Consider the following 17,673-nt stretch of genomic DNA (forward strand, 5'->3'; position numbering starts at 1 on the left):
CCAAAAAGGAAGCGGCCCTCCGGCGTGAGCCGAAGGACCGCTTCTCGAGGTGCGAGTGGCCGAGCCTGTCAGGAGGAGGTCAGGCGGCCAGCTCGTGGGGGGTATGAGTTTCGCCGTCGACACCAGGCTCAACGTCGCTTGCGTCGATCTCGGCTTCGCCAGCCTCCGGGGCAGCGGAGGCAAACCGCATGACCTCAGGCACCCAGGCCAGGGCCTTTTCGCGGACCTCGACCTCGGTGATGTAGGTGCCGGCGAAGACGCGCTCGGCGCTCATCGCGAGGTCACCCTTCTTGACCGAGGCAAAGCGCGAAGAGAGTTCGAGACCGCCGACATCGGTCAACGCATCGAGGATCACCTGCTTCGACACCCGGTCAAAGTAGTTGGCGGTTGTCGGACGCCACCACTGCGCCATGTCGATGCCGATCAGGCTGCCAAGGTGATCCTGGAACGGAAGCTGGCGCTCACCGGACATGTTGAGGCTTGCCTCGAGCGACCGGGCAACGACAAAGCCAAGCCATGCGGCTCGGCTTTCATCGGGCAGCGCCCGAAACAGATCGAAGCGGGCAGTCACGTCGGTGCCCGCACGCCAGCTTTCGTCGAGGCCGGATCTGAACTCAGCAAACCCGCTGCTCGCCGGAGCATCCTTGGCTTCGAAGCCGATGATCGGGCCTGCCGGAACAGGCGCGCGCAGCGTGCTCGCAGCCCGCGCCCGCCAGTCGTGGGTATCGGCATCAGCGAGCGTGAAGACCATGAGGTCGAGCGCCAGCCCGGGGTCGGACGCAACGTGCAGTGCCAGAACATCGCGGCGCTGCATGGCGAGCTCGTCAACCAGACGCTTCGACAAGGTGGTCCGGCGCCTATCCGAACCTTCCTCGCCGGCAACGACCTCGATCCCGCTGGCGCCATCGGCGGGATCCGCTTGACGCTCGCCGTAGAACACCGGCTGGAGAACCGGCGTGCCATCGCGGGAGAGCACCAGCACCATTCCTGCCTCGGCCTTGAGCTCCGGCGCGATGACGGGCGGGCGGACACGAATGTCTTGGCATTCGCGCTCGATCGCCTCGATAGCCGCTTCGGCCGCGGCCACGGCCTCCTCGGCACTGTCCTCGTCTTCAAGGATCGCCGCGTGCTCGTCATAGGAGGCATCGAGTTCGTCGAGCCTTGCCACTTCAGCTTCGGTCAATGGCGCCGGTTCCGCAGGCAGCCGGACCAGCCCTTCAACCAGATCGTGGCTGGCATAGGGATCGAGCGTCGGCCTGACCCAGGCAAGACCATGCTCGGCGGCGATGGCTTTGGCCTGCTCTTCCATCTTCGCGGCGGCAAGGCTTTCGAGCAGCGCAACATCGACCCAGGATTCGCTGTCGTCGTTGTCGAACAGCTCACGCTCGATCCGGCCGCCCGCGGCAATGTAGGCATCGCGGCCAACGAGACGGGCGCGCGGATCGCTGCCCCGGACTGTGCCGGAGAGGACCATGCGCCGGATGCTGTCGGGATTGGGTGCGTAGTAGGCCGAGGAAACCTGCTCGAACACCCGGGCCTGGATGTCCTGATCCGAGGTCGCGCCGAAGGCCTTGGCGATATCGAGGGTGATTTCCCCGGAGGCCAGTGCCTCAAAAACCACAGGCGCAAGGTTCGCGAGACGCAGCCGGCCATCAACGAAGCGAACAGTCAGACCGAAGCGGCGGGCAACGTCCTCGACGGTCGCACCGCCTGCCACGAGCGCGGCAAAGGCCTGGGCTTCGTCGGCCGGGTTCATGGCGAGGCGGTGAAAGTTCTCCGCAAGGCTGGTCTCGACCGCGACCTCAGCGCTGTCTTCGAGCACAAGGCAGGTGACTTCGTGATCACGGGCAAGGATCTTTTCGTCTGCCAGCGCGAGCATTGCGCGCCGACGCCGCTCACCGGCTTCGACCTCGAACTTGGCCTTGGCGGTGGGCCTGACGATGAGGTTCTGTAGCAGGCCACAGGCTGCAATGCTGGCCTTAAGCTCAGCATCTGCTGCCGTATCACTGTGACGGCGGACATTGCGGGGAGACTGAACGAGCTTGTTCAGCGGGATCGCCTTGATCATGGGACACACTCCTGATTGTGAGCCCGGTGCATCGACCATCGACGCCCAAATGGCTCAATCAGGACAAAGCCCACTCCCCTCTCTTGCTTTGTCAGTACGAAATGCCAAAAGGTCGCATCGACGCACCTCCTTTTGACAAAAAATTGATTAGAGAAGCTATTTTATGCGGTTCTAGAGTTGCAACATTTTGGGATCATCAAGCGTGACCAGAGTTGCCACGCTGTCGCCCGGAAGCCGAAACGTTTGCTCGGTGACCGTGAAACGTTCGGCCAGAGGGTGATCGAACCAGTATGAAGCCTTGACCTTCGTCGGCTGCTTTTGTTCCGGGCCATCGTTGAACAGCATCCGAAAACAGGGGCTTTCTGCAAGCAGATCCGACCTGGGAAACCATCGCTCAGGGATAATCGGCGGCCGTCGGAACCAGCGCATGCCCGCTTGCGAGTGACAGACCAGCATCGAGGGGAACCGATTTGTGCCCAACGCCTTGATGGTCGTGGCCGTCATGCTCGTCTCGAACCTGTCGGCCAAGGCCTTCACCGCCGATATCGTCAAGCGGTCAACATCAGCAATCAACGGCCTGAAGATGTATCCGGGGAGCAGCAGATCGGATGCATAGGCGTCGGCCTGTAGTTCTGGATTCCCGGCTACGCGCTCGCGACGCCCGTCGCTCAAGGGCCGGCCGATGTCCTGAGTCCGACAGGTGAGGCAGAGCCCTCGGTGGCGATGCCAGTGGCCAAGTTCGTGCGCAATCGAGAAGCGCTTGCGCCGTGGAGTGGCCCGGGAGTCGACTGTAATTATCGCGCGCTCAGCCTGACCGACGATGCGGGCTTCGCATGACTCGAGGTGCCTGTACTTGACCTTCGCCCCGAGCGAGAGGGCGACGACCTCGATGTCGATCTCCTCGGGGGCAGTGATGCCGAGCGCCTGCAGCGCCTGTTCCGCGGCGGTAAGCGAAGCTATCACGTATTTACGTCGTCGCCGGCGTCGCGCTCGAGTTCGGCGAGGTCCTCCAGCAGGCTTTGTTCATCGCCGTCGGACTTCGCGCTGCGCGCGGCCAGCGTCATGCGGAACCCCGGATCGTTGGCGGCGGCCGCGAGCTTCGCTCTCATGCGATCCGCGTCGAAGTTGAGCACCCGCGGCACGGCGCGCTCTTGGTCGATCTGCTTGCGGAGCGTCGCCAAGCGGCCCTTCCGAAGTGCCACCTCGGCTCGATCCATGGCGTTCAGGACCGCAGCGAGGTCATCCTCGCCGGTTTCCTCGGCTTCCTCGGCTAGGATGCTCTCAATCACGAAATCATCGATGAGCGAGAGCCGGTCCATGTCGCACCCGTTTTTATCGCTCATTGCTCCCGTCCTTTCGGAAAAGCACTCAGCAGTCTACGTTTAAGACGTTTACGAATGGTGGCGAGGCCTTTCGTGTCAACCTCGAGGAGCTGCTCCAGTTCCTCTCCCATCATCCCGTCGCACAGACCCTCCACGAGAAGTTGGAGTTGTTCATCGTCTTCGATGAGGTGGTCGATCGTCGTAAGTATCTGCCCACCATCGTGCGCCGACAGGACCAAGCACTCGGGCGAAGGGCCGCAATCCACCATCTCCGGACCATCCGTACCGTTCGGAATCGGCCGGACCTCCCGGTGCCCTTTGGCAATTGCGTCCATCTCGCCTGACGCGATGCTCCGAATGACCTGCAGCACCACGGCGACGAAGCTTGGTTCACGAGGAACGCGCCGACTTCCGCCCAGCATCCGGACGAATGCCTCCTGCATCAGATCATCGGCGGGCATGCCGCACCGGCGCTCGAACCAGCGAGCGGCCTGACGGATCTTCGCGGCGTCGCCTTTGCCGAGCTGCCGGATAGCTTCCCGCAACTCTTCAACCGACAGGTGGTCGGCATCCTGCGATTCCTCCTTGTAGACCGCGTCCTGCACGCGCTTCGGCCCTCCTGTCTTGGTATGCGGCGCCGAACAAAATTCCGGACAAGTTTTTTGCCCCCCGTCCGAGGAAGGGCCGACGGCCGCATACGTAATTGAAGGCGGCAATCGGCGACTTGGCAAGTGCCCCGATCGCCATCGATCCGATTTGGAGCAGAAGCATGGCGAAGGACTGGAAGCACGATCGGGCGGCCGATCACATCGAGAAGAAGATCAAGGACGTCAAGACGGTGACGATCGTCGACTACCGCCGCGACGTGTCGCTGGAGAACATCCCGGCAAACAAGGCGTTCAGGGTCGACGGTGTACATCTATACGCCGACATACTGAACCTGACCGACATGCTGAACGTCACGGCGGATGAAGGTGTCACGTGCCACCGCCGCACGTTGCGCTTCCTCAACCTCCACTACCGTGCCGTTCATCGCATTCTCGCCCGATGCGACGCCCGCCGCGTCGACTTCCACAACCAGCGCCTGCACGCCCTGATCGCGAAGCCCTACAGCTCGGAGAACAATGCGGAGGCTAAGCGGGTTCGGCGCGCGGTCGCGATCGCCCAGCTCATCATCGACGTGCTTCATGAGACCGGTGACGACGACGAGCACATTCCCGATGCGGACGTCCGGGTGGGGATTGACACCGGCGAGGCCCTGGCGGTCAACAACGGTCGGCGCGGCGGGCGCGAACCCCTGTTTCTGGGGGAGCCTGCCAACCACGCGGCGAAGATGTCGGGCGGAGGTTCCAGCACCGGGATCTACCTCACTAACAACGCGCGTCTGGCCATCGGGCTCGCGGAGGCGGCCAGGCCGGCCAACACGCCATTAACCACCGCCGAGATCGCAGCCTGCCAGGATGCGGCGGATCTCGGCGTGTCGAAGGACACCATCGTGGCGGAATGGCGCGAGGATCTCAAAAAAAATCCGATCGGCTCCTTTGAGTTTTCCCGCCACACGCCACCGCTGCGCACCCTCGACATCACGACCCTCACGCCCGCCAACACCAAGCGGCAGGAGGCGGCGTCGGTCTATGCCGACATCGATGGCTTCACTGCCTACGTCGCGCGCCACATCGAAGACTCTTCCGAAGATGTGGTCCGCGTGTTCCACGTCATCAGGGCCGAGTTGGATCGGGTGCTGACCTGCGACTTCGACGGCCGCCGTATTCGCTTCATCGGCGACTGCCTGCATGGCCTGCTTTGCGATGGCACCGTTCACACGACCGACGACGAGGAGACAGTCAGCACGGCGACGCTCTGCGCCGGAGCCTTGCGATCCAGTTTCGAGCTGGCGCTCGAGAAGCTCGGCGCCGAAGGGATCGACACCGAGGGCCTGGGTCTCGCGATCGGCTTCGAGTTCGGGCCCATGAACGTCACGAGGCTCGGCATGCAGGGCGACCGCGTCCGCTGCTCGGTCAGCCGCGGCGTCCTCGCATCCGAGACGGAACAGACGAGGTGCTCCGGTGACGAAACCGCCATTGGACCACTGGCGCATGATGCCGGGACGAAGGCGGTGCGCGACCTGTTCGGCTCGCGGCGCAAGGTGAAGGGTCTCGACTACAACGAGGCCGTGGAGGCGCTCGCGGAGAAAGGTGACGACACGGCGTCGGCGGCGAAGCGCGCGGCCTTCTCTATGCCGGCCATCGCCGCGGCGTCGGAGCGCGTCATCCGGCCCTACTCGGAGCACAAGTGAGCCTATGTCGCCGAGCGACGACCTCGACATCATAGCGTCCTCCGCGGCGGATTTTGGTGCCGTCGAGATTGCACGCACCCGCTTCGAGCTGAAGGTTCGGTTGCCGGTTCCGCTCGCCGATGGTCGGAGCCACGCCTATCGTCTCGTGATCGCGGTCTTCGGCGGTGTCGCCACTGCGCGGGAGGAGAAGCCCCTCCTGCTTCCCGAGTTCTGTCCGGAGCGGCACATAAACCGCGACGGTAGCTTCTGCTTGTTCTGGCGGGCGGTGGACGACATCGTCATCGACAACGTCTCGGCAGCCCGCATCTGGTGGGAGACATTGATCCGATTCCTGCAGCAGCAGGTCAGAGCTGCGCGGCTTCGCCAGTGGCCCGATGCTAATGGCCGCGCTCACGGTGAGAAGGCAGCGATGCATCAACTGCACGCTGAACGCGCGGCTGGCCGGCTCGGCGCGTCCTTCCCTGAAGATTTGGCTGACGGGCGTTTGACCGTCGAGGTATCCAACAGCAGCGCCCATGGACCAGCGGTGCGGCTGCTGCGCAACGGCCGCCGATTGTATTCGGTGTGGCGCCGCGACCGGCGCGTCGTGAACCAGCGGCGGCCATGCCTGTGTCCGAAAGGAGCGCGGCTTCGACCCGTCGTCCTGAAATCATGTGGCGACCACGGCGCGGCTGCCGCAGACTTGGCGCTCGAATTGCAGTTGATGGCGGAACAGGAGCGCCGTTTCTGGAAGGGTTTCGATGGCGCCCAGTGTTGTGGAACGATGGACGGCTGTCCGCTCGCGAAGACGGAAACTTCCGTCCATGCCGAACGAGCCGGTTGATCAGGGGTTGGTGAATGACGAGCTTGAAGGACAGATTCGATAAGGCTGGCGTCGTAGAGGCGCTCCTGAGGCAGAGGCTGGTGCGCAACGACAGGGAACTGGCTCAGAAATTTGCCGACGCCGGTCGGGTCGTTGAATGTGCTCCTGGAGAGGTGCTCATTGAGCAGGGCGGCTGGGACAACGACCTGTACTTTATCCTCGCGGGCGAATTCCATGCTTTCGTGAACGGGCAGAACAAACAGACGCGGGTGGCCGGCGAATCCGTCGGCGAGATCGCGGGCTTGAGCCGCTCACGCCCCCGGACAGCGACCCTTCGCGCGTCCAAGCCGAGCCTCGTCCTAAAGGTCGCTCTCGAGGATGTTGACCAGATCGTCGGCTCGGACGTGGAATTCTGGAAGACAACGGCGGATGCGGTCGCGGATCAGCTGGACCATCGCAATCTGGAATGCGGTGCCGCCAATGAGCATCCCCGCGTCTTCGTGATCTCGTCGAGCGAAGGCATGGACGTGGCCCGCTTGATTCGAAAGTATCTCGATGCGGACAACATGGCGGTCTACCTCTGGGATCAGGGGACCTTCGCCATCTCCGAATATCCGATCAGTTGCCTTGAGGATGCGATCGAACGGGCGGACTTCACCATCGCGGTCGCCAGAGCGGACGACGCGCTCGTGTCGCGTGGCGATAGCCACAATGTTCCGCGCGACAACGTGCACATCGAATACGGAATCTCGGTGGGCCGTCTGGGTCGGGAACGTTCCTTCCTGCTCGTGGACGCAGGCGCGGAGGTCAAGCTGCCCTCGGACTTGGCGGGGCTCACGACGTTGCGTTACCAAGGCACCGACAAAGACAAGCTGATACGAACCGTCGCAAAAGCTTGCGATGAGGCGCGTGAGCGCATTGAGTTCATCGGCGTCCGACGTGACCGGCGTGCTGGCTGAAGCGGCCAGTTTACTGTGGGGTATACGGTGTCGTTACCCCCTAACGAGTGGATATGGCCATTTCATTGGCAATGACAGTGGCGCTTATGGACGCGCTGAGCACATAACTCTATCCTTTCGACGCGATGTTCCACCTGCGCTGCACCAAGAAACTGCTCGATCGGATCAAACCGGAAATCGTTGCCCCTGGGCAAAGCGACACCGCCCTGGGCAATTGGTATGCCACGGTGATGTTCTGGAAGCCGCAGGTAGCTTTGCTAGTTTCTGAGCGCACGCTGCTTCCCGTGCTCATGCCGCTGGCCCCAGCGGCTACGCTTGCTCGAAGATTTCCCGCACAATTGGCGCTGGTTCTGAAGGAGCACGGCGCCCCAAGCGAATTCATCGCTCAGGAAGTCTGGCGAATGGACAAGGTCCAGTACGCCAAGACGGCGAACCGGAGCGTCTTAGGCATCCTCAATGAGTTCGTGAAGCAGGCCGAGTTCTGGCTGGCCGCCTATGCCTATCAGAAGGGTGATGATGACGACCTCCTGGCGATTTCCGCCAAGTTAGCGGAGACACCATGTAGCCCGCTGTACAAGGGCCCGGTGTCGCCGGACAAAGCCCTTCATGAACTCGTGAAGGCTGGTTCGCAGGCATGAGCCTGCTGGCCGTTCACTGCGCTCGGGGATCCCACAGCACTTGTCTGGAAACCCAGCTCGTTCGGTCAGGCGGGATCGGGCGGCAAATCGACAATCCGGAAGACAGCGCCCGATCCCACATCACGAACCAGATCAACCCGCGCCCCATCCCAGTGATAGTCGAGGTGCCGCCCCTGGAGGGGATTTGACGCGCAGTCCGGGTAGAAGAGCGCGACGCATTCCCCACTGGGATGCCGGATGCTCGGGTAGGCAATTCCGTTCGACCCCGCGCCCCTGAGCTGCCGCGCGAGCGCTTGAGATGCGGCGTAGCTGTCAGGATCGAGTTCCGGAACCGGCTCCCCCGCCAGAGTTCGGAGATCATGCAAATCTGCATCGACTGTCATGACGATTTCCCGGAACTGCGAAGTCCAGCCAGGTGCTTGCCTAGTCCGTGCCATGAAGCGGGCATGGTGGTGGATCGTCTCGAACAGCGCGGTCTCGAACCGGTTCCCAACATAGAGCACGCCGTAGCTGCCATCGGTAAACCTGCTTGGCCGATCGGTGCTGACATGGGTGAATGGCGCCATGAGGTAGGATGCCCCGTTTCCGCCTACGCGCCGCTCGACTGGAACGAGGTCAAGATTGCCGATCGTCGCCATGATGCGGGGATTGGTCTTCTGCTCTGCCGAGATCAGCAGCGGCCAGTCGGCAGGATCAGCGATGTCCTCGAACAGGTCGATCGGTGGAAAGGCACTGCGGATGATCCGAACAGCGCCCTTCCACTCAACTCGAGAAACCGCGATATCCGCCGCTCCGCTCACCAGCCGCCACGTTCGGCGTCGAGGTAGCGACGCACCCGCATGATGTCGGTGAGTTCGCCCCCGAGCATCACCTCGAGAGCGCTGAATCCACCGAACGCGTCGTTGGCTGCCCTGATCCATCCATAACCACGGGCCGCCTCCGAGAAGATTATCCGAAGCGCCTTGTGGATGCCCATGAGGTTGGAGAGCCGAGCGCGGCCATCGCGCGAGACGCGCCCCGGGCCTTCTGCCTTCCATCGCCGATAGGAACGTACCGGCATGTCGAGCAGGGTTGCCGCCTGCTCATCGGTCAGTTCCCATTTGGCGAACAGGTTGATGGCTGCTCGGAACATGGCAGCTGCCTCGTCCTGGGTAATTGGATCGGGCCGGAAGGCGGTAACGGCAGTATCAACGGGTTGCAGAGCCAACATAGCAGATCTCCATATGGCAGCATATATTCAAGATAATGCCATTTGGCAAGGAACTATGCCGATGATGCCAGTCTGGCAATCACGCTCACTGCGCCTTCGATCGGCACGAAAAGCCGGGTCTGATAGCGGATGATCTCGGTAAAGCAGCCTTGGGCTTTGTACCAGTCGAGCCGACCAGCACTCCATCCCGTAAGCTCAATTCGCTGTGAGCCATTGACCAGGCTGCGTTTGACCATGAGCTGCTCGCGTCCCGCGAATTCCATGGCTCGGCCCGTCGCCAGGACGGTCTGGACGATGTCGTCGGCGGAAAGCGTTTGCTCGCGTTCCAGACCCAGCGTCCGGCACAGGTCCGGAACACAATGGAGAGGAACCTCCCGGCCAAGGAGCGACCGGCCATCCGCCGCTGAGATGCGACTGACCCTAACGAAGTCCGAAGGCAGCTTGTCCCAGACCGGCAGCAGAAGGCCCGCCGCAAGATATAGGCGCTCGCGCTTATGGCTGGTCCGCGCTTCCTCAACTTCGGCCGCCCAAGCTTCGCGGAAAGCGTCGACGGAAATTGCCTCCCAGCTGCTCTCAGCGAGCTGGTCCTCGGTGATGTGAGTGCGCTTCAACGGGCGCAGCAGTTCGAAGCGGGTCACGCGCGTGCCGTCATCGGCAAGAATACTGCGAGCGGGGACCAGCAGGGCGACCCGACCAGAGCGGGCATTCCGAACCGGTCGCTGCCGCTGCCCAGTGAGGCCGTGGATCTCCTCGAGCCGCTTCAACGTGAGCGGCTTCAAGGCTCTGGCGATTTCCAGTTCCAGCAGATGGGTGGTCGCGCCCGATGCCGGATCGGTGCGCAGCAGCGTGTCGGACAGGACCGTGAAGTCCTCAACCGCGATGGTCTCTAGGCCGAGATCAAGCGTGCCAGCCTGCCGGGCGGCATCGATGCGCGCTTCGACCAGTCCCATGAACTCATCGAAGATCGCGTTCTGCAGGGCAATGGGAAGCGCCAGGATGCGATTGAGCCACCGCTGGATCGACGGCAGGTCATCGATCATCGACCCGTCGGGCCCTTCGATCCGAAGGCCTGTCAGCTGCTGGAAGCGCCCGAGACTGACCGCTTCGAGCTTGCCGGTGAACAACAGGCCGAACCAGCGATGGAGCGCCTCCTTGGCGTAGATGCTTTCGAGATTGTCGGCCGGATCGAACAGATTTTGCCCGCCGGTCTGGCGCTGCCCACGCGTCAGAGCACCAAGGCTGTCCAGACGCCGCGCGATCGTCGAGATGAAGCGACGCTCGCCGCGCACATCTGTCGTCACGGGCCTGAACAGCGGGGCCGATGCCTGATTGGTGCGATTGGTCCGTCCGAGCCCCTGGATTGCGGCGTCAGCCCGCCAGCCCGGCTCGAGCAGGAAGTGGACGCGGCGAGCCTGGTTCTTCGCGGCCAGATCGGCATGGTAGCTGCGCCCGGTTCCCCCGGCATCGGAGAACACCAGGATATGCTTGGCACCGTCCATGAATGCCTGGGTTTCAGCGACATTGGCGCGCGGCGAGCGGGATTGGAGTTTCTGACGACCATCACGGCCGACGATGAGCCGACGTGTGCGACCGGTGACTTCTGCCACTTGGTCAACGCCGAAGCGTTCGATGATGGCATCAAGCGCGGTGGCAATCGGCGGCAAGGCGCAGAGCTGCTCGATCATCCGGTCGCGCGCAGCGAGCGCTGAGCGGCAAAGCACCGGTGCGCCTTGCTCGTCGCTCATCGGCTCGGAGCGAGGATTGCCGTTTTCGTCGGTGAACACCGCCATCAAGCGGACTGGAAAGCTCTTTGCGAGGTAGTCGATCACGTATTCCCGCGGGGAGAGGTCGATCTCGAGAGCTTCGCGCTCCTCGTCAGACAGGTCGGCCAGTCGCCGGTCGAGCATGGCCTCTGCCGTCGAGACGAGTTGCACGACAACGGCATGCCCATCGGCGATCGCCGTATCGATCGCGGGCAGCAAGCTGGGGAGCTTCATCGACAGAAGCAGCTGCGCGAAGAAGCGCTGCTTGGTTCCTTCGAAAATCGACAGCGCTGCCGACTTAGCACCAGAGTTGAGCGTCCCTCCGGTTTCGCAGTCGACGATCCGCGTCGCCTCCAGCGCGTCGCGCAGGTTGGTGTGAATGATCGCCCAGGCTTCGGCGTAGGCATCGTAGATCGCGATCTGATCCTCGGTCAGGCAATGCTCGAGGATCTCATATTCGACACCGGCGAATGAAAGGGCCCGGGCTGTGTAGAGTCCGAGCGACTTGAGGTCCCGCGCAACCAATTCCATCGCGGCGATGCCGCCGTCGCGAATGTCGGCAACGAAAGCCTCGCGATTGGCGAAGGCGGTCTCCGGACCCCAGAGCCCGAGGCGCGTCGCATAGGCCAGGTTGTTGACGTCGGACGCACCGGTTGCCGAGGCGTACAGCACGCGCGCCCGGGGCAGGAGGTTCTGCAGACGCACCCCGGCAATGCCTTGCTCCGATCCCTTGACCTTGCCGCGCGATCCTTCACCGCCGGCAGCGTTGGCCATGGCGTGCGCTTCGTCGAACACGATCACGCCGTCGAAATCCTCACCGGCCCAAGCGAGGATCTGGTCAAGGCGCGTTGCGTCGTTTCGACCCGAACGCAAGGTCGGATAGGTCACGAAGAGGATCCCCTCGCGCATCGCGATGGAGGTGCCGAGTTTCCAGGACGCCAGAGGTTGGATGTCGATCGGGAGGCCGCCAAGCGCAGCCCAGTCGCGCCGGGCATCTTCGAGCAACGCCTCGTTCTTCGAAATCCAGATATGGCGGCGTTCGCCGTGCACCCAGCGATCGAGAATGACGCTTGCGACCTGGCGGCCTTTACCAGCGCCGGTGCCATCCCCAAGGAAATAGCCCTGCCGGTAGGTATGTCCTTCCGCCGAAGCCTTGAGCGAACAGCCCTTCTCCTCGGGCTCGAACCGGCCGGGAAGATCGCGGCCGTGAGCGCTGGCGGCGTAGATCAGGGTCTCTGCCTGGGCATTCGATAGCAACCCTTTGGCGATAAGTCCGCCAGGCAGCTGCGGCACCGCGTCCGGCTTGGGTGCAGCGATCGACCCCATTGCGACTGACTCAACGAGGGGCGTCGGATGCTCGGCCGCGCCATCGATGACGATCCTGCTCGGGCGGTAGGGCAGATAGTGGCCAACCTGAGGGGCAAGCCGCGCAGGGGTTTCGAGCGACTGATAGGTGAGCGACCCGATGGCGGAGGCTGGGGGCGTGATCCTGGCTGGTGTCGGCAGCGGCCTGCGCGGCACCGCCACCAGGCGAAACGGCGCACGAGCCGGGAGGCTCGATTGCTCGGGAACGGCATCCAAGATGGCGCGATCCGGCAAGGCATCGACAATATCGACCAGCTGGCGAAAGTCGTTTGTGCGGATGGCGACAGGCTCATTGGAGTCTTCCACCTTGTCGAAGACCAACAGCCGCGTGGTAATGCCGGTGCCCTGCCTGACGAACGCGCGTTCGACGGCGGCATTGAGCCTCAGCGAAACTGGCCCTTTCGCCCCGGCCAAAAACCGCACGCAGTCGAACCATTCAGGCATGATCGCGACAAGCCGCCCCCCGGACGCCAGACGGTTCCAGGCCGATCGCAGATGCCTCGCCCCAGTGCGGCCATCGTGGCCCCGCTCGATCCCGTGAGAATAGGGCGGGTTCATCAGCACGACGCTGGGGCTGATGGCCGGATCGAGCAATTCGTCGATCAGCTCGGCATCATGTCCAGTCACGCGGGCATCCGGGAATACCGCAGTCAGGCAGTCGCGGCGCAGCGGTGAAATTTCGTTCAGGACTAGGCGGGCTCCGGCTTTGGCGGCCCAGACCGCAAGCATCCCCGTTCCGGCCGAGGGCTCGAGCACGAGCTCGTTGAGCATCAGTCCGCAGGCCCGTGCGGCAAGCCAGGCCAACCGCGGCGGCGTTGCAAACTGCTGCCATTCGATCTGCTCGTCGCTGCGATTGGTTTGGGTCGGAACTCGGGCATCGAGACCGCAGAAGAACTGTTCCGCCTCGTCGATCGGGCTCGTGGGCTGGACTTGATCTGATGCTTGCAGATGTTGAACCTGCGCCAGCTCGAGCGCAGCGTGAGCATCACGGACTGACCATGCCCCGAGTGCATCGGTTCCGCCGAAGTGGTCCATCATGATGCGGTTGATGTCGCCGCGCGAAAGCGCGCTGCCTGCTGCCAATTGCAACGCCATTGCTTTGGCTGCCGTCACGACAAGCGGCGGAGATGGTGGATCGAATGCGAAGGCGAGGGAAGTGTTGGACATGGGAAACCTCCTGACGAGGTCCTGCGCCTCGCAGGCCTCAATCAGCCGAAGGCCCCCTCCCCTCTGGCTCGCTGATCAGGTTTGCCGAGCGAGCCTTGCCTTGAGTTCATCGTTCCAGTCGAGACCGGTCGACGCTGGTGCTCGCGAGTGGATCACACGGCCTGATGCAGAATAGGCCTTTCGTGCGCGCTGATCCGCGAGCTCGCCTCCCGGATCATTGTCGATGAACAAGTGGAGCTCGCGCACACTCTCGGGAATCGCGACGAGGCCGAACCGCTCGTTCCCGAGCGTTGCCCAGCAAGGAATCCCAAACAGCTGCATGGCTGACAGGGCGCTTTCGATACCTTCGGCAAGGCCCAACCGGCCCGCGGCTGGCGGGGCAAGTCTGACAGCACCACAGCTGAGGCTTCCCAGCGCACGCTTGGGACGCTCGAAACCCGCCAACTTGCCGCTCGCAGTATCGATAAACGTCCTGTGCACCGCTATTGTGCCGATGTTAGTCGTGACGTTCGCCAACATTGCAGGGAGGAACTGGACCGCCCCACGTGGTCCGAGCGGCGTGCGCTCGAGGTAACGGAGCTGATCAGAGGCACGCAGGATCCCGCGCTGCGCGAGGTATCCTTCGGCAGGGCTGTCGGAGATCGCCGTCGCCGATTGCCACAAACGCCGCGCGTTGGAATCGAAGGCCCTATTTTCCTGTCGATCAGCGACCACGGCACTAGAGCCATCGAACAGGTCACGGCTGCGAACACCCTGGCGGTCCAGTGCTGCTATGACCTCCTCGTTCGAGCATCCCGCGAAGCAATGAAACAGGATCGCCTTTCTTCCCAGTGTCACGCTCAAAGAGGGAGTTCGGTCATCATGCGCCGGGCAGCAGCACATGCCTTTGCCCCGACTCCATGTACCCTGAAGGCTTTCGACGATCGCGCGGGCGCGGCGTTCGAGTTGATGAGGTTTATCTAACGGGGGCATCGACCTTCTCCGGTTGAGGTGCCCTCCCTGTGCAGCCTCCACTCTGCACTCGCGCCAAACCAATTTCCTACGCCACTTGTTCTATATATGTTCTCACTCGATTCGGCTATAGAAGGATCGAGAAATGACAATGAAAGCTATCTTGGTCGCAGGCTTCGCGATCACCTCTGCTACCTCCGCCAGAGCCCAGGATTTGTCCGCGCCAGCCACAATCGAAGCCCCCGCGAGTCACTCCGAAGGCATCCGGATTGCTGAAACATCGAACGGCTTCCAGCTGGTCGAGCATGGGCTGTGGTCATCCCGTCAGGCCGGCCCGGCATCGGGTCTCATTGTACCACAAAATGGCCGGGTGAACCTGCCATACAGATACGAACCCAAGGCCAAACCTGGCCCCTCCGACTTCAGGCGAGCAAGCTACCTTCCCCACATCTATGCGGCGGAAGCGAAGTACTCATTGCCCGCGGGCCTGCTCGATGCGCTCGTATGGACAGAATCTCGATATAACCCCTTCGCCGTCAGCCCTGCAGGCGCAGCAGGTCTTGGACAGCTGATGCCAGCCACGGCAAAAGAACTCGGGGTCTTCAATCGCTTCGATCCTATGGCCAACATCTTCGGCGCGGCGCGGTATCTGCGGCAGATGCTCGACAGGTTCGGCGTGGTTCACCTCGCGGTGGCTGCCTACAATGCGGGTCCCGGCGCAGTGGAACGCGCAGGCGGCATTCCCCGGAATGGCGAGACGCCCGGATATGTCCAAGAGGTCCTTCGACAATGGCGTTTCTAAAGATCGACCCACGATGGCCATAGCACGGCCCATCATCCTGCGGTTTCTAGCTGGGCGGATTTGTTGCGGTTGCGAACCCCTGTGAGATTAGCCGACTTTGACTTCGACTGGATACTTGGCTGCAATCTGCATTACCTCCTTACCCCACAGCGCCAACGCCTCCCGTTTCTCGTTGGTATACTGGTGACGGTGATAGACGCCAGCGACGCCAGCCATAGCTGATCCTGACTGGTGATTGAGCACCGCCTCAGAAACCACCAAGGGTATGCCAAGACGCTGGAGACCAGTTGCCACCGTCCGTCGAATATCATGCATTGTGAAGTGACCGGCCTCATAGCCGAGCTTTTCGTCCACGCTTGCCCTGATGCGCTTCCAGGCCTTCGATAGTCCGCTGACGCTGTTCGTATTGGTGACCTTCGATGCCAACAGGATCTGGGATTGCTTGTGGGCCTCGTCAGGGTCGATGCCAGCCGCCATGAATATCTCGGTGATGACTGCCAGGGCCTGGGCGGATAGCGGCACCACATTCGCTTTGCCGTTTTTCGCTCGGTCGCCCGGAACTGTCCAGACTTTCGCCTTGAAGTCGAACTCATCGCACGCCGCATCAAGCACTTCACCTCTGCGTTGAGCCGTAAGAATAAGCATCTGCACGAGATGGCCGAACGGATAGCCATCCTCGACCGCAGATTGCCACAGCGCAGCAAGCTCACGGTCGCTGAGTACACGGTCGCGAGGCTCATTCCGCTTCGGGCGCCACGCATCCCGGCAGGGGTTGGCTGGCATATGCTCAAGTCTGGTGAGCGCCCACGTGTAGAAGGTCGAAAGATGGCGATACACGATGCGCGCCATCGTCAGGGTTTCCTTGCCCCGCTCGAACGCAATTTTCTCAACGAAGCGGCTCACGTCACTTCGGGTAATGGAGTCCGCCAGCCGGTCTCCAATCTCGGGCTCGATGTATTTTCGGAACACTCGATCGAACTCCCTCGCGCTCCGCTTTTTGCCCTCGATCTGCTGAGCAAGGTACGTCTCGTAGAGTTCCGCGACTGTCCCGACCCCTTTTGATCCCTTTCTCTTTGCCCCCGCCTTTCTGGCGATGCTCTTGCCCTGCTCGACATCGACAAGCAGATCGCGCGCCTTCTTTCGGGCATGGGCCAGTGTAAAGCTTGGCCCATGGCGTCCGATTGTCACATTCAACCATTTGCCCTGAACCCGCTTGCGCAGAATGTACGTCTTGATACCACTGGCACCCATGCGGAGCCTAAGGCCGGGTACGATACCATCGGCGAGCTCAACCTGACCCGCAGTCGGCGCCTTCAGCCCTGCGATCTTCGCATCCGTCAAACCTACTTTGTTCGCCATATGTACCTGCTACCTTAGGTAGCTTTTTGTAGTGGATACTGGCGAACATTTCAAGAACAATGCGGACTATGAATCGCAGATTTCCGCCATTCTTGGACCCATGCGGACGCGCTAGGACCCTCTGATCATGGCTCTTAATCAGCGGGTCCTAGGTTCGAGCCCTAGTGCGTCCACCAAACCTTTCCAAACAGAATGGCCCTACCCAGCGCTCTGCAACTGACCGTTGCGGATGTGTGCCTATACGGCCAATCCCATAGGGCCTGCCTCAGCAAATTCTAATGCGCGCGAATTATTCGCCATTCTCGATCCTCTGGAACAAGGAGACGGGACATGAGGAAATTGGCAGCTCTCGCGGCCTGCATCGCCGGCATGGCGGCCCTGCCGGCCCACGCGCAGGACACAGGCAAGAGCGTCGAGGCCTTTGCCGGCCCAATCATCGGCTACGATACGGTGAAGCTGGATGACGGTGTCGTCAGTATCGACGATGACGGCGTGATGTACGGCTTCGTCGGCGGGGCCGATTATCAGTTCAACAATTCATTCTTCGGCGGCGTGGAAGCGGAATATGCCGATTCCGACACAGGCGACGCTGCCACAGACGTACTTTCACCGGGGGATAAGCTCAGCCTGCTGGCCGACCGCCAGATCTATATCGGCGCACGCATCGGGATGCGGCTGGCCGATAATTCCAAGGTCTATCTGAAGGGCGGCTATGTCAGCGCCAAGATCAAGGGCATCTATGAGGATGGAGTGGATTCCGTGTCCGACAGCGTGGATGTCAGCGGCTTCCTGCTGGGTGCAGGCGCCGACTTCCGGATAACGCGCAATCTCATGCTGCGCGGCGAATATCGCTATTCCGAATACAACAACATCGAAGTGGCCGGATACAACACCGGAATAGACGCCACCCGCCATCAGGTGGTGGGCGGCGTGCTCTACGGCTTCTGATCGGGAATATTGGCGGGCGCGCA

Annotated in this window: 15 protein-coding genes; 6 read left to right on the forward strand and 9 right to left on the reverse strand. The window is 62.2% G+C overall.

Annotated features, from left to right (window positions below; all coding sequences use genetic code 11):
• Positions 1-79: 79 nt before the first annotated feature.
• The 4 genes from WFP36_RS02095 to WFP36_RS02110 form a co-directional block, all read right to left on the reverse strand.
• Positions 80-2,068 (reverse strand): ParB/RepB/Spo0J family partition protein, encoded by a 1,989-nt coding sequence (locus WFP36_RS02095; RefSeq protein WP_336977421.1) that lies wholly within the window; start codon positions 2,066-2,068, stop codon positions 80-82.
• A 171-nt stretch (positions 2,069-2,239) separates the two neighbouring features.
• Entirely contained in the window at positions 2,240-3,031 is a 792-nt protein-coding gene (locus tag WFP36_RS02100; protein ID WP_336977422.1) for an ImmA/IrrE family metallo-endopeptidase, read from the reverse strand.
• Entirely contained in the window at positions 3,028-3,411 is a 384-nt protein-coding gene (locus WFP36_RS02105; protein ID WP_336977423.1) for a hypothetical protein, read from the reverse strand. The genes WFP36_RS02100 and WFP36_RS02105 overlap by 4 nt, the downstream gene beginning before the upstream one ends.
• The gene (locus tag WFP36_RS02110; RefSeq protein WP_336977425.1) at positions 3,408-3,995 is read right to left on the reverse strand and encodes an RNA polymerase sigma factor; all 588 of its coding nucleotides are present in this window, start codon (positions 3,993-3,995) and stop codon (positions 3,408-3,410) included. Before WFP36_RS02110 ends, WFP36_RS02105 begins: the two co-directional genes overlap by 4 nt.
• A 164-nt stretch (positions 3,996-4,159) precedes the next feature.
• On the opposite strand from WFP36_RS02110, the gene WFP36_RS02115 reads away from it, so the two are divergent.
• The 4 genes from WFP36_RS02115 (at position 4,160) to WFP36_RS02130 (ending at position 8,085) form a co-directional block, all read left to right on the forward strand.
• A complete protein-coding gene (locus WFP36_RS02115) occupies positions 4,160-5,686 on the forward strand; it encodes a nucleotidyl cyclase domain-containing protein (RefSeq protein ID WP_336977427.1) in 1,527 nt (508 codons plus the stop codon).
• A gap of 4 nt (positions 5,687-5,690) precedes the next feature.
• Positions 5,691-6,509: an E2 domain-associated cysteine-rich protein gene (locus WFP36_RS02120; RefSeq protein WP_336977428.1), complete on the forward strand. Its 819-nt coding sequence runs from the start codon at positions 5,691-5,693 to the stop codon at positions 6,507-6,509.
• Between the two features lie 14 nt (positions 6,510-6,523).
• Positions 6,524-7,447, forward strand: coding sequence for a TIR domain-containing protein (locus tag WFP36_RS02125; RefSeq protein WP_336977429.1), 924 nt, complete (start codon positions 6,524-6,526; stop codon positions 7,445-7,447).
• Between the two features lie 125 nt (positions 7,448-7,572).
• Positions 7,573-8,085: a DUF6933 domain-containing protein gene (locus WFP36_RS02130; protein ID WP_336977430.1), complete on the forward strand. Its 513-nt coding sequence runs from the start codon at positions 7,573-7,575 to the stop codon at positions 8,083-8,085.
• Between the two features lie 65 nt (positions 8,086-8,150).
• Here WFP36_RS02130 and WFP36_RS02135 read toward each other — a convergent pair whose 3' ends face one another.
• From WFP36_RS02135 to WFP36_RS02150, 4 genes are all read right to left on the reverse strand, one after another.
• On the reverse strand, positions 8,151-8,885 hold the full coding sequence (locus tag WFP36_RS02135; RefSeq protein ID WP_336977432.1) for an RES family NAD+ phosphorylase: 735 nt from the start codon (positions 8,883-8,885) through the stop codon (positions 8,151-8,153).
• A complete protein-coding gene (locus WFP36_RS02140) occupies positions 8,882-9,295 on the reverse strand; it encodes an MbcA/ParS/Xre antitoxin family protein (protein WP_041550301.1) in 414 nt (137 codons plus the stop codon). Before WFP36_RS02140 ends, WFP36_RS02135 begins: the two co-directional genes overlap by 4 nt.
• A 53-nt stretch (positions 9,296-9,348) precedes the next feature.
• Positions 9,349-13,590 carry a bifunctional class I SAM-dependent methyltransferase/DEAD/DEAH box helicase gene (locus WFP36_RS02145; RefSeq protein ID WP_336977436.1) on the reverse strand — a complete coding sequence of 1,414 codons (4,242 nt, stop codon included), beginning with the start codon at positions 13,588-13,590 and terminating at the stop codon, positions 9,349-9,351.
• A gap of 75 nt (positions 13,591-13,665) precedes the next feature.
• Positions 13,666-14,562 carry a DUF7146 domain-containing protein gene (locus WFP36_RS02150; protein ID WP_336977438.1) on the reverse strand — a complete coding sequence of 299 codons (897 nt, stop codon included), beginning with the start codon at positions 14,560-14,562 and terminating at the stop codon, positions 13,666-13,668.
• Positions 14,563-14,686: 124 nt separating this feature from the next.
• Between WFP36_RS02150 and WFP36_RS02155 the strand changes: the two genes are divergently transcribed.
• Positions 14,687-15,343: a lytic transglycosylase domain-containing protein gene (locus WFP36_RS02155; RefSeq protein WP_101794850.1), complete on the forward strand. Its 657-nt coding sequence runs from the start codon at positions 14,687-14,689 to the stop codon at positions 15,341-15,343.
• A gap of 87 nt (positions 15,344-15,430) precedes the next feature.
• Here the strand turns inward: WFP36_RS02155 and WFP36_RS02160 are convergent, their stop codons facing one another.
• Positions 15,431-16,702 carry a tyrosine-type recombinase/integrase gene (locus WFP36_RS02160; RefSeq protein WP_336977440.1) on the reverse strand — a complete coding sequence of 424 codons (1,272 nt, stop codon included), beginning with the start codon at positions 16,700-16,702 and terminating at the stop codon, positions 15,431-15,433.
• 330 nt (positions 16,703-17,032) lie between these two features.
• Between WFP36_RS02160 and WFP36_RS02165 the strand changes: the two genes are divergently transcribed.
• Positions 17,033-17,650 (forward strand): outer membrane protein, encoded by a 618-nt coding sequence (locus tag WFP36_RS02165; protein WP_336977441.1) that lies wholly within the window; start codon positions 17,033-17,035, stop codon positions 17,648-17,650.
• Positions 17,651-17,673 lie beyond the last annotated feature (23 nt).

This window comes from Fulverythrobacter fulvus, assembly GCF_037154085.1.
In the GTDB taxonomy this organism is placed as follows: domain Bacteria; phylum Pseudomonadota; class Alphaproteobacteria; order Sphingomonadales; family Sphingomonadaceae; genus Andeanibacterium; species Andeanibacterium fulvum.

Coding starts and splice junctions, on each gene's coding strand:
- WFP36_RS02095 (WP_336977421.1), bottom strand. CDS start 2,068: ATGATCAAGGCGATCCCGCTGAACAAGCTCGTTCAGTCTCCCCGCAAT.
- WFP36_RS02105 (WP_336977423.1), bottom strand. CDS start 3,411: ATGAGCGATAAAAACGGGTGCGACATGGACCGGCTCTCGCTCATCGAT.
- WFP36_RS02115 (WP_336977427.1), top strand. CDS start 4,160: ATGGCGAAGGACTGGAAGCACGATCGGGCGGCCGATCACATCGAGAAG.
- WFP36_RS02120 (WP_336977428.1), top strand. CDS start 5,691: ATGTCGCCGAGCGACGACCTCGACATCATAGCGTCCTCCGCGGCGGAT.
- WFP36_RS02125 (WP_336977429.1), top strand. CDS start 6,524: ATGACGAGCTTGAAGGACAGATTCGATAAGGCTGGCGTCGTAGAGGCG.
- WFP36_RS02130 (WP_336977430.1), top strand. CDS start 7,573: ATGTTCCACCTGCGCTGCACCAAGAAACTGCTCGATCGGATCAAACCG.
- WFP36_RS02140 (WP_041550301.1), bottom strand. CDS start 9,295: ATGTTGGCTCTGCAACCCGTTGATACTGCCGTTACCGCCTTCCGGCCC.
- WFP36_RS02145 (WP_336977436.1), bottom strand. CDS start 13,590: ATGTCCAACACTTCCCTCGCCTTCGCATTCGATCCACCATCTCCGCCG.
- WFP36_RS02150 (WP_336977438.1), bottom strand. CDS start 14,562: ATGCCCCCGTTAGATAAACCTCATCAACTCGAACGCCGCGCCCGCGCG.
- WFP36_RS02155 (WP_101794850.1), top strand. CDS start 14,687: ATGACAATGAAAGCTATCTTGGTCGCAGGCTTCGCGATCACCTCTGCT.
- WFP36_RS02160 (WP_336977440.1), bottom strand. CDS start 16,702: ATGGCGAACAAAGTAGGTTTGACGGATGCGAAGATCGCAGGGCTGAAG.
- WFP36_RS02165 (WP_336977441.1), top strand. CDS start 17,033: ATGAGGAAATTGGCAGCTCTCGCGGCCTGCATCGCCGGCATGGCGGCC.